Here is an 11,817-nt window from a genome sequence, read left to right as displayed (position 1 = left end):
TTGCAATAAATGAATAACATTCATTTATTGCATTGGTGGCGGCCGTTCCGGCCGCCGGGAAAGGACACTGTGAAGACGCTGGAACGTGACGTTGTAATTATTGGAGCCGGGCCTTCGGGCCTGAGCGCTGCGCGCAAACTGAAGGCCGCCGGCCTGACCGTAGCCGTACTGGAAGCCCGCAACCGCGTGGGCGGGCGGACCTGGACCGACACGATCGACGGTGCCATGCTGGAAATCGGCGGCCAGTGGGTTTCCCCCGACCAGACGGCCCTGATCTCCCTCATCGAGGAACTCGGCCTGGAAACCTTTGAGCGCTACCGCTCGGGAGAGTCCGTCTACATCTCCCCGGACGGCACCCGCCGCACGTACACCGGCGAAATGTTCCCGGTGGGGGAGCAGACCGAAAAGGAAATGCTCCGCCTCATTGATCTCCTCGACGCCCTGGCTGCCGACACGGACCCCGCCGCGCCCTGGAAGCACCCCCGTGCCCGGGAACTGGACACAGTCTCTTTTGCGCACTGGCTCCGCCAGCAGTCCTCCGATGAGGAAGCCTGCAATAATATCGGCCTGTTTGTGGCCGGCGGCATGCTCACCAAGCCGGCCCACGCGTTCTCTGTGCTCCAGGCCGTGCTGATGGCAGCCTCCGCGGGCTCCTTCTCCAACCTGGTGGATGAGGACTTCATCCTGGACCGCCGCGTTGCCGGCGGAATGCAGCAGGTGTCCGAGCTCATGGCCGCTGACCTGGGCGAGAACGTCGTTCTCTCGGCCCCGGTTCGCTTCCTGCGCTGGCCGGGGGAGGACGGCACTGCGCACGACGGCGTCACCGCCGTAGCGGACAACGTCACGGTGCACGCCCGCCGGGCCGTCATGGCAGTGCCGCCGAACCTGTACTCCCGGGTCTCCTTCGACCCGCCGCTGCCGCGCCGCCAGCACCAGATGCACCAGCATCAGTCCCTGGGCCTGGTCATCAAGGTCCACGCCGTGTACTCCACTCCATTCTGGCGGGAAGCTGGCTTGTCCGGCACCTGCTTCGGCGCCGGTGAACTGGTCCAGGAGGTCTACGACAACACGAACCACGAGGATCCCCGCGGCACCCTGGTCGGCTTCATCTCCGATGAAAAGGCCGATCGCATGTTCGAGCTCTCCGCCGAGGACCGCCGCCAGGCCATCCTCTCCTCCCTGGCCGCCTTCCTCGGCGACGAAGCGCTGACCCCTGAGGTCTACTACGAATCGGACTGGGGCTCGGAGGAATGGACCCGCGGCGCGTACGCGGCCAGCTATGACCTGGGCGGTCTGCACCGTTATGGCCCCGACCAGCTCAAGCCTGTGGGCCCGATCTACTGGTCGTCCTCCGACCTGGCTGCCGAGGGGTACCAGCATGTGGACGGCGCCGTGCGGATGGGACAGCTCACTGCTGAGCGCATCCTCGCCGCAGAGCCCGGCAAGGGCTAAAGCACATGCGTTACGTCGTCGGATACACCGCCAATGAGCGGGGCAGGGATGCCCTGAATCTGGCCGCGGCCCTGGCCCGGAGCCAGGACGCGGAGCTTGACCTGGTCATGGTTGACCCGGTGCACTCGCCCTACACCGCCGTCTATCCACCCGAAAGCGGCTTCCGGGACCTGCTGGAAGAACAGCTGGAAAAATGGCTGACCGAGGGCCTCGCACGGGTACCCGACGACGTCCGCGCCGCCGGACACATCCGCAATGCCGATTCCGATGCCCGCGGACTCATCGAGGCCGCCGCCGACCTGGGCGCGGGACTGATTGTGGTGGGTGCGGCCAGCAACGGGATGTTCAAGCGCTTTACCGTTGGCAGCGTGGCGAATGCCCTGCTGCATGCCGCCGAGGTGCCGGTGGCGCTGGCGCCGCACGGCTACAGCAGGACCGGTCCGCTGACCCGGGTCACCTGTGCGGTGGGCAACCGCCGCGGCGCAGAAGATGTCCTGGAAACAGCGGTGCAGACCGCTGCGCGCAGCGGTCTGCCCCTGCGCCTGATCTCACTGGTTGCCCTCGACGCTCCGTCCCGGGATGAAAACGCCGTTCTGGAGGCCGAGCTGCACGCCATGGACCGGCTCGCCCGTGCCAGGGAACTGGCCGCCGGACGCTGCCAGGTCACCGCCGTCGTCGCCTCCGGGCGGACGATCGAGAACGCGGTCGATGACCTGGACTTCGAGGACGGCGACATCATGCTCATCGGTTCCAGCCGGCTGGCCGGAAACAACCGGATTTTCCTGGGCCCCACTGCCAGTAAAGTACTGCGCAGCCTTCCCGTACCCATGGTCGTGGTGCCCCGGAATTTCCGGGGCGGCCGCGCATCCAGCCCAACAGAGGTGACCGAATGAGCTCCAAGCAAGTGATCCCGCCCAGGGAAGAGGCAGCCGGCGGGCTCAGCCGTAAGGGACTGAAGTCCGGAACCGTCGGCCTGCTCGGTGCGGTGGTGATCGGGGTGTCCTGCATCGCGCCCGCCTACACGCTGACCGCGGGTCTGGGTCCCACGGTTTCCGAAGTGGGTGTGCAGCTGCCGGCGATCTTCCTGGTGGGCTTCATCCCCATGATCCTTGTGGCGCTGGGCTACCGCGAGCTGAACAACGCCATGCCGGACTCCGGCACGTCCTTCACCTGGGCCACCCGGGCCTTCGGTCCCTGGATCGGTTGGATGGGCGGATGGGGGCTGATCGCCGCCACCATTATCGTGTTGTCCAACCTCGCCGCCGTGGCAGTGGATTTCTTCTATCTGATGCTCGCGCAGGTGACCGGCAACGATTCCCTGGCGGACCTCACCAGCAATCTGCCGTTGAACATCCTCACTACCTGCGTCTTCATCGCCGGGGCGTGCTGGATTTCCTACCGCGGGCTGGAAACCACCAAGATGTTCCAATATGTCCTGGTGGGGTTCCAACTGTTGGTGCTGGGCTGGTTCTCGATAGCCGCCTTCATCCATGTGGGAGCAGGCACGGCGTTTGACGCCACCCCCATTACCGCTGAATGGTTCAACCCGTTTGCCGTGGACTCCTTCTCCAGTTTTGCCGCCGGCGTCTCACTGTCCATCTTTGTGTACTGGGGCTGGGACGTCACGCTGACCATGAACGAGGAAACGAAGGATCCGGATAAGACCCCCGGGCGTGCCGCCACCGTAACGGTCTTCGTGATTGTGCTGATCTACATGATGGTCTCTCTGGCAGTGCTGTCCTATGCCGGCGTGGGAGAGGGCGAATACGGGGCCGGGAACCCTGAGAACCAGGAGAGCATTTTTGCCGTCCTGGCCGGTCCGGTGATGGGCCCCTTTGCCATCCTGATGTCCCTGTCCATCCTCAGCAGCTCTGCCGCGTCGCTGCAGTCCACCTTTGTCTCCCCGGCACGGACGCTGCTGGCAATGGGCCACTACCGGGCCCTGCCCCGGCGGTTCGGCAGCATCAGCCCGGTGCATAAATCCCCGGGGTACGCCACGATCGCCTCGGCCATCGCCGCGGCAGGCTTTTACACACTCACGCGGCTGCTCTCCGAAAACGCCCTGTGGGACACCATCACCGCGCTGGGCCTGATGATCTGCTTCTACTACGGCATCACGGCGCTGGCCTGCGTCTGGTTCTTCCGTGCAGAGGCGTTCAGCTCGCTGCGCAACTTCCTGCTGAAGTTCCTTGCTCCGCTGGTGGGTGCCGTCATCCTGTTCGTGATGTTCCTCAAGACCGCGGTGGACTCCATGGATCCAAACTACGGTTCCGGGTCCTCCCTGGGCGGGGTTGGGCTGGTGTTCATTCTGGGCACCGGTGTCATTGCGCTCGGTGCGGTGCTGATGCTGCTGATGTATCTGCGAAATCCGGGATACTTCCGCGGTGAGACCCTGCGCAAGGGCGTCGCAGAGAAGGCCGCCGGAAAGTAGGAGCTACGCCGGGGCAGACCCGGCAGGTCGGTTGGTACCGGGCCGGAGCTGCAGCTGTTTGGCTGCGGTTCCGGCCCTCTTTCTACCTTCTTCTCCCAGTCCAGCGTGTCCTGCTTCCGATCGCTGTTACTGGTGTTATTGAAGTTGTTGTTGTCTATTCGAGGTGCCTACGGTAAATTCGCATCGTTGCCCTGTGACGTTTTTGCCGGGCACCGCAGCTCTCTGGGGAGGCTGCGCACGGTCCGGCTTCGGTGTTTTCACTGGGTCTCGAGGCATAAGGATGCACTTTGCGCGTTAAGAAACTTGTGGGCGTCTTCACGGCGCTCGCCATTGCACTGATGACGGCGGTGATCTCGATCCCGTCCGCTGCGGCAAGTTCCGCGGACGCTGCGTTCGCTCAACGCCTGTACGTGCTGATCAATGACTACCGGGCACAGCACGCACTGGCCCCGCTGACCTGGAACAACCAGATGTCGGCCGAATCGCAGTCCTGGACGCAGCAGTCCGCGGATCAGGCCAATATCTACGGCGCCGGCGTCTTTACGCACAGCCCGGGATCCTATGCGTTCCCGGAAAACATCGTCTGGAACATGAGCGCCGACCAGGCCTTCAACTGGTGGGTCAATTCGCCGGCCCACCGTGCCAACATGCTGCGCGCGGCCGATACGGACATTGGCCTGGGAGCCGTCCAGCTGACCGCCGGACCCAACCAGGGCGCGTACCTGGCCACCGCCAAGTTCGGCCAGTATGCCGTCTCGGCTGAAGACGAGGCGGCCCGCGAGGCTCGCGAAGCTGCAGCCCGCGCCGCAGCGGAAAAAGCTGCTCAGGAAGCAGCTGCCCGTGCTGCCGCGGAAGAAGCTGCTGCTCATGCCGCGGCCGAGAAGGCTGCCCAGGAAGCTGCCGCCCGCGCTGCTGCCGAAGAAGCGGCAGCCAAGGCTGCCGAAAAGGCCGCCGCCGATGCTGCTGCCAAGGCCGCCGAAAAGGCTGCCGCCGATGCTGCTGCCGCCAAGGCCGCAGAGGATGCTGCCGCCGCAAAGCCGGGTGCTCCAACAAATCCGGATCAGGCCGCTGAGGAAGCCGCTGCCGCCAAGGCTGCTAAGGAAGCTGCTGCCGCCAAGGCTGCTGAGGAGGCTGCTGCCGCCAAGGCTGCTGAGGAGGCTGCTGCCGCCCAGGCCGCTGAGGAGGCTGCTGCCGCCCAGGCCGCTGAGGAAGCCGCTGGTGCCCAGAAGGCAGCGGATGAGGCTGCCGCCCTGAAGGCTGCGGAGCCGGCACGCAAGGCTGCTGAAGAGCAGGCCGCTGCGGATGCGGCCCTTGCGCAGGAAGCGGCCGCTGCTGAAGCCGCCGCGCAGGACGCCGCAAACGAGAAAGCCGCCGGCGAGGCCGCGGCGAAGGAAGCAGCCCAGGCGGCTGCCACCGCGAAAGCTGCTGCGGAACAAGAAGCACAGCGCGCAGCGGAACAGACAAAGGCCAAGGCTGCTGCCAACGTTGCCACTGTTGAGCAGGTGGCACTCGGACAGGACACCCTCCTCACCGAATCAGTACGGGGAACTGTCTCTGCGGTTGCTTCCGGCAGCCAGCTGCGGGTCTCCGGTCTTGCGGCAGGTACCGCTTATGAAGTGGTCCTTCCCTCCGCCGGGGTCAACCTGGGTGCTGTAACCTCCGATGCCAAGGGTTCCCTGACGGCGTCCGTTCCTGCTGTCCTGGGAGCAGGCGAGCACAAGGTCGCCCTGTTCAAGGACGGAGTCCTGGCAGGCTGGAGCACCTTTACCGTGGAACAGGCCGTCACGGTCCTGGCAGCGCAGTCGGTCCCGGTTGCTGCCGACGGTTCCACCGAGCTGGCCTCCACCGGCCTGAACGCCGCCCAGCTGGCCATCGGTGGCATTGGTGCCCTGATGGCGCTGATCGGTGCTGCCGCCCTCGTGGCAGTCCAGCGTCAGCGCAGTATCTCGGCACGCCGGTAGCCGAACAAGCAGTCGAGGAATGAAAAAGCCTCCGCAGCCCACATGGGCCGCGGAGGCTTTTTCGTTCCCGCTTGAGGCCGGCAGGCAGTGCCCCTCAGGCAGCCGTTGTTGCCGCGCGGAGGATCCGGTTTCGGCGCGGGCCGCCCATCATGTCCACCGTCAGGATCACCAGCGCCAGCCAGATCAAGCCAAACCCGGCCCAGCGCTCCGTGGGCATGCTCTCCTTGAAGACCGCCAGGGCAATGATGAACTGCAGCGTCGGTGCCAGATATTGGAGCATTCCCACCGTGGAGAGAGGCAGCCGGCGCGTTGCGGCGCCGAAGAAGATCAGCGGAACAGCCGTAATCACGCCGGAGGCAACAAGAAGCCAGAAGTGCGCCGGGCCGTTGTCGAGGATGGTGGCGTTACCGCTGAGGGAGAACCAGATCAGGACGCCGAGGGCTAGGGGAGTGAGGGCAGCGGTTTCAATGGTGAGGCTGGAGACCGCATCCACTTTTCCACCCACACCCTTCTTGACCAGCCCGTACAGGCCGAAGCTGAAGGCGAGGCCCAGCGCCACCCAGGGAACGGTGCCGTAGGCCAGGGCCAGGACGAGGACGGCGATGAAACCCACGGCCATCGCCACCCACTGCAGCGGCCGAAGCTTCTCCTTGAGCACAATCACGCCCAGCAGCACTGAGACGAGGGGATTGATGAAGTAGCCCAGCGCGGCTTCCACCGCGTGTTCGTTCAGGACAGCCCAGGCGTAGGTGAGCCAGTTGACGGCAATGAGGACCGCAGCGCCGGCAAGCGTGCCCACGAGCCGGAGATCTCGGGCAGCCACGGCAGTGGCCTTCCACGACCGCAGGACGGTGAGCAATGCAACGCAGAACACCAGTGAGAACACGATGCGTGAGGCAACAATCTCCACTGCTCCAGCCGGAACCAGCAGGATGAAGTAGAGAGGCAGCAAACCCCACAGCACGTAGGCGCCGGCACCAAAAAGGATGCCGGTTGTATTCTCGCTGCGCCCGGAGGTTGCCGTGGGCGCCAGCTGCGGCCCAGGGGAGGAACGGGCGGACTCGGATAAGGATGCGGAGCGCTGGGCGCCTGTTCCGTTGGATGAAGACACGTGATCCACAACATTGCGGTGCCGCCGCATATTCCCGCAGCCTCTTGTCGCACGGTCTCATCCGGCACCGCTGAAGGACGCCGTCACAGCATGGGAGCAGTCCGGGCTGCCGGGCCATCCGTGGCGGCGTTCGCACCGAACCGTTTAGACGCCGTCGTACTAGGCATTTAGAATAGGAAACTGTGCGTTATTCCGCACGAGGTTCCCCCCGAGACAAAGGACTATCAGTGTCTAATTCAGCCGCGGACCGGTCGCAGCGCCCCATGCGAGTCGCCATTATCGGCGCTGGACCCGCCGGTGTGTATGCCGCAGATATCCTCACCAAAGCTGAACGGGACTTCGAGGTCAGCATCGACCTCTTTGATAAGTATCCTGCTCCCTACGGCCTGATCCGCTACGGCGTGGCTCCGGACCACCCGCGGATCAAGGGCATCGTCAATGCCCTGCACAAGGTGATGGACCGCGGCGACATCCGTTTCCTGGGGAACGTGCACTATGGCAAGGACCTGACGCTCACCGATTTCCGGCACTTCTATGACGCCATCATCTTCGCTACGGGCGCCATCAAGGACGCTGATATGAGCATTCCCGGCGTTGAGCTGGAGGGTTCCTTCGGCGGCGCCGACTTCGTGTCCTGGTATGACGGCCACCCCGACGTGTCACGCGAATGGCCGCTGGACGCCAAAGAAGTGGCTGTCATCGGCAACGGTAACGTGGCCTTGGACGTGGCGCGTATCCTCTCCAAGCATGCCGATGACCTGCTCACCACCGAGATTCCGGACAACGTCTATGAGGGCCTGAAGAAGTCCCCCGTCACTGACGTCCACATCTTTGGCCGCCGAGGCCCGGCCCAAGTGAAGTTCACCCCGCTGGAACTGCGCGAGCTCTCGCACTCCCGCGACGTGGATATTGTGCTTTACCCGGAGGACTTCGAATTCGACGAAGGCTCCGACGAGCAGATCCGCAGCAACAACCAGACCAAGACCATGGTCAACACGCTGACCAACTGGCTGGTCGAGGAGCAGGACACCGGTGCCTCCCGCCGCCTGCACCTGCACTTCCTGCACAGCCCGGTGGAGATTTACGAGGACCCGGCCAACCCCGGCAAGGTGGCCGGCATGAAGTTTGAGCGCAATGAACTGGACGGAACCGGCAACGCCCGCGGCACCGGCGAGATTGTGGACTACCCGGTGCAGGCCGTCTACCGTGCCATTGGCTACTTCGGTTCGGAGCTGCCGGAGGTGGGCTTCGACTCCCGCCGCGGTGTCATCCCGAACGACGGCGGCCGTGTCATCGATGAATCCGGGACCCCCGTGCCCGGCATCTACACCACCGGCTGGATCAAGCGCGGCCCGGTGGGCCTGATCGGACACACCAAGGGCGATGCCCTGGAAACCATCGGCTTCCTGCTTGAGGACCGGTTGAACCTTCCGGCCGCCGAAGAGCCGGACGAGGATTCCATCATCAAGCTGCTCGAAGACCGCGGGGTTGAGTACACCACCTGGGAGGGCTGGCTGAAGCTGGATGCTTATGAGAAGAGCCTGGGCGCTTCCTACATCCATCCGGATCCCGCAACGGGTGAGCTGGTGCGCGAACGCGTGAAGGTTGTGGACCGCGCCGAGATGGTCCGGATCGCCCGCGGGCAGTAAGCGGAGCCTCCTGCCCCGGCCGCAGATCAGGTGACTGACCCATGGAAGGAAGGGAACCTGCATGAGTAGACTGAGCGGACAGTCCGGCATTACGCCGGTCACGTCAGTTCTCTCCTCATCAGCGGTCTCCTTATCAGCGTGGATAGGTCGGGGCAGTGCACAATCAGGACATTCGCGTACCGCCGCGGCGCACGGCGGCCACCCTGCAGCGCGACGCCTTCCATGCCCATGAGCTCCTGGGCTCGCCGGACGGCCTGAGCCGCTGGCTCAGGGCGCCGGTCCGGGAATCCTGGCAGCGCTCGCTGCGGCACCGTACGGACCCGGACAAAGCGGTGCCCCAGCTGGTGTTCACCGGCTCGGAACTGGCCGACTACCGCAATGCGCATCCCCTTGCGGTGATCATGCCGGTCATCCGGCAGCTGCTGGTCCGTCCGGGAACGGACAGCGGGCTCCTTGTGGCGGTGGGTGATGAGCTGGGCCGGCTGCTGTGGGTGGACGGCGACGACGAACTGCGCCGCCGGGCGGAGGACATGCTCTTCATCCCCGGCACGGACTGGTCCGAACACTCCATCGGCACCAGCGCCCCCGGCACGGCGCTGGCCTCCGGACGCAGCGTCCAGATATCCGGGGCCGAGCACTTCAGCAGGCAGGTCCATTCCTGGAGCTGCACGGCGGTGCCAGTCCGCGACCCGGATACCGGGACTCTGATCGGAGTTGTGGACATTACCGGCAGGGAACAAGCTGTGGCCGCACACACCCTGGCCCTGGTGGAGGCGACGGTGGCGGCGGCCGAAACCCAGCTGCGGGTGGAACGGCTGCAGAACGCGGGCCGGACCAGGCGCCGGCGGCTGCAGTTCCCGGGGCAGTCCCCGCGTTCGGCGCGGCCGCTCCTCCTGCGCCCGGACAGCCTGCAGATTCTTGGCCGGGACCAGGCGCAGGTCATTGTTGGGGGCCGGACGGCGGCCCTGAGTATCCGGCACGCTGAGCTGCTCACCCTCCTGGCCCTGCATCCCGAGGGCCTGACCGCCGACGAGCTCCTGGTCATGGTCTATCCCGAAAGTGCCTCGGTGAGCACTGTCCGCGCCGAAATGCTGCGGCTGCGCAATCTGCTGGGAAAGCACAGCGAGGGTGCGCCGGGACCGCATCTGGTCCCGCAGTCCCGCCCTTACCGGCTGCCGCACGAACTTGTGATCGATGCCCGCCAGGTGCTCGGCTACCTGGAACAGGGGGCCTACCAGCTGGCCCTGGGCCTGTACCGGGGGCCGGTCCTGCCACGCTCCGAGGCTCCGGCCATTACCGCGCTGCGGAGCGAGGTGAGCATGGTTCTTCGCGAGGCCATGCTTTCCGATGCCGGCTCCGACTCGCTGCTGGCCTACCTTGCGCTGCCGGAAGCCCGGAACGACGTCGAGGCCTGGGCCCTGGCGCTGCGGCTGCTGCCGCTGCGCTCGCCCCGCCGGACGGCTGTGGTGGCCCATCTGGAGCGGTTGGAACGCGAGCTGGGCTAGGAACCGTCCTGCTGTGGTTCGGCCTGCCGCCCGGCCTGTGGTTCGGCCTGTGGCCCGGTGACCGGACGGATCCGCAGACTGGTCAGCAGCCCGATCAGCAGCGCTGCGGCGGCAATCCACCCGGCCAGGGACGCGCCGTCGGTCATGGCTGCCCGGGCGGCATCGGCAATAGGGGCCGTCTGCGGATCCGCGGCCAGCGCTGCGATGCTGCCGCCGGAACTGGCGTTCACCGAATCCACCAGCGGTGCCAGCAGGGGATTGGCCCCCACATCGTCGGCAAGCCGGGACTCGGTGCCCTGTTTCAGGGTAGTGAAAAATGCCGTGCCTAGGACAGCGATGCCCAGCGCGGAACCGGTCTGCCGCGCCGTGCTCTGCGTCGCGGATCCCTGCCCGCTGCGCTCCACCGGCACCTCGGCCAGAACCACCGACGTGAGCTGTGCGGTGGCCAGACCTACGCCCATGCCGTACACCAGCAGGATCGGCGAGGTCAGCCACGCCGTGCTGTCCGGGCGCAGCAGCAGTGCCAGCGAGGCAATGGCCACAATTTCCAGGCCCAGTCCAATCCGGACCACCAGAATGGGGGAGAGCCGGCGTGAAAGTGCCGCCACCCCGCCGCTGGCCAGGAAGGACCCCGCGGCCAGGGGAACCAGGGCCAGACCGGCCTGGAACGCGGTGTAGCCCAACACATTCTGGAACCACAGCGGCAGCGACAGGATCAGGCCAAACTCTCCGAAACTCACGATCAGAGCCGTGACGTTGCCGTTGGCGAAGGAAGGGATCCGGAACAGGGACAGGTCCAGGATCACGCCTTTGCCTTCGTTGGTTCGCTTGCGCTCCCACAGGACAAAGGCGGTCAGCGAGAGAGCGGCAACTATAAAGGCCAGCGGCACCGGTGACAGGGTGCCCACACTGAACGGTGCGTCGTCGTCGGCGCTCCACCAGCCGTAGCTGCGGCCCTCGATCAGGCCGAACACCAGGGTGCCGAAGCCCAGGATGGACAGCAGTGCCCCCACAATGTCCAGGCGCTGGAGCGCGCCGGTGACCGGTTCCGAAGACTCCGCCACGAAGAGCAGCAGCCCCACCGTCACCAGAATGCCAATGGGCACGTTGATGCCGAAGGCCCAGCGCCAGCTTGCATGCTCCGTCAGCCAGCCGCCCAGCAGCGGGCCTACGGCTGCCATGCCGCCGATGGTTGAGCCCCACACGGCAAAAGCGATTCCACGCTCGCGCCCGGTGAAGTTGGCATTGAGCAGCGCCAGGGTGGTGGGTAGGATCATTGACCCGCCAAGCCCCTGGAGCGCGCGTCCGGCGATGAGCAGGCCGCCGTTGCCGGCCAGCGCGCACAGGACGCTAGCCACCATAAAAATGACGACGCCGGTGAGCATGATCCGCCGTCGTCCCACCCGGTCCGCGATCCGCCCCCAGGTCAGCAGCAGGGCGGCAAAAAGCAGGGTGTAGATTTCCTGGACCCACTGGATCTGGGTACTGGAAATACCCAGATCCGCCACGATCGAGGGGATGGATACCGACACGATCGTGGCATCCATGATGATGATGGCAACACCGAGGCTGATGGCCACCAGCCCCCACCAGCGGTAGCGGACATAGCGGTCCGAAGCGGAGTTTTCGGTGTTGGGGAGCTGGTGCATGCGCGTTCCTTAGTGCCCACGAATACTTGTCTCAGGCAACATTACGGCCGCCGGCTGTT

General features: G+C 65.5%; 8 protein-coding genes. 6 read left to right on the top strand and 2 right to left on the bottom strand.

The window, feature by feature from the left end; all coding sequences use genetic code 11:
- Positions 1 to 69: 69 nt before the first annotated feature.
- From ABIB35_RS01255 to ABIB35_RS01240, 4 genes are all read left to right on the top strand, one after another.
- Positions 70 to 1,452 carry a flavin monoamine oxidase family protein gene (locus ABIB35_RS01255; protein WP_354178205.1) on the top strand — a complete coding sequence of 461 codons (1,383 nt, stop codon included), beginning with the start codon at positions 70 to 72 and terminating at the stop codon, positions 1,450 to 1,452.
- Positions 1,453 to 1,457: 5 nt separating this feature from the next.
- On the top strand, positions 1,458 to 2,345 hold the full coding sequence (locus tag ABIB35_RS01250; RefSeq protein ID WP_354178203.1) for a universal stress protein: 888 nt from the start codon (positions 1,458 to 1,460) through the stop codon (positions 2,343 to 2,345).
- On the top strand, positions 2,342 to 3,883 hold the full coding sequence (locus ABIB35_RS01245) for an APC family permease (protein WP_354178201.1): 1,542 nt from the start codon (positions 2,342 to 2,344) through the stop codon (positions 3,881 to 3,883). The genes ABIB35_RS01250 and ABIB35_RS01245 overlap by 4 nt, the downstream gene beginning before the upstream one ends.
- Positions 3,884 to 4,170: 287 nt before the next feature.
- Positions 4,171 to 5,844: a CAP domain-containing protein gene (locus ABIB35_RS01240; protein WP_354178199.1), complete on the top strand. Its 1,674-nt coding sequence runs from the start codon at positions 4,171 to 4,173 to the stop codon at positions 5,842 to 5,844.
- Positions 5,845 to 5,938: 94 nt separating this feature from the next.
- On the opposite strand, the gene rarD is transcribed toward ABIB35_RS01240, so the two are convergent.
- Positions 5,939 to 6,964: an EamA family transporter RarD gene (gene rarD, locus ABIB35_RS01235; protein ID WP_502915700.1), complete on the bottom strand. Its 1,026-nt coding sequence runs from the start codon at positions 6,962 to 6,964 to the stop codon at positions 5,939 to 5,941.
- 218 nt (positions 6,965 to 7,182) lie between these two features.
- Here rarD and ABIB35_RS01230 point away from each other — a divergent pair, with 218 nt between their 5' ends.
- Entirely contained in the window at positions 7,183 to 8,604 is a 1,422-nt protein-coding gene (locus tag ABIB35_RS01230) for an FAD-dependent oxidoreductase (RefSeq protein WP_354178198.1), read from the top strand.
- Positions 8,605 to 8,759: 155 nt separating this feature from the next.
- The gene (locus ABIB35_RS01225; RefSeq protein WP_354178196.1) at positions 8,760 to 10,109 is read left to right on the top strand and encodes a GAF domain-containing protein; all 1,350 of its coding nucleotides are present in this window, start codon (positions 8,760 to 8,762) and stop codon (positions 10,107 to 10,109) included.
- Here ABIB35_RS01225 and ABIB35_RS01220 read toward each other — a convergent pair.
- A complete protein-coding gene (locus ABIB35_RS01220; protein ID WP_354178194.1) occupies positions 10,106 to 11,758 on the bottom strand; it encodes a DHA2 family efflux MFS transporter permease subunit in 1,653 nt (550 codons plus the stop codon). The genes ABIB35_RS01225 and ABIB35_RS01220 overlap by 4 nt on opposite strands.
- Between the last annotated feature and the right edge of the window lie 59 nt (positions 11,759 to 11,817).

The sequence above is a fragment of the Arthrobacter sp. UYP6 genome, assembly GCF_040547315.1.
GTDB lineage: Bacteria > Actinomycetota > Actinomycetes > Actinomycetales > Micrococcaceae > Arthrobacter_B.
The sequence above is the reverse complement of the archived record's forward strand: the minus strand, read 5'-3'. Positions and strand labels throughout refer to the sequence as shown.

Excerpts from the sequence above, each read along its gene's own strand:
- ABIB35_RS01250 (WP_354178203.1), top strand. The coding sequence starts at position 1,458 with ATGCGTTACGTCGTCGGATACACCGCCAATGAGCGGGGCAGGGATGCC.
- ABIB35_RS01220 (WP_354178194.1), bottom strand. The coding sequence starts at position 11,758 with ATGCACCAGCTCCCCAACACCGAAAACTCCGCTTCGGACCGCTATGTC.
- ABIB35_RS01245 (WP_354178201.1), top strand. The coding sequence starts at position 2,342 with ATGAGCTCCAAGCAAGTGATCCCGCCCAGGGAAGAGGCAGCCGGCGGG.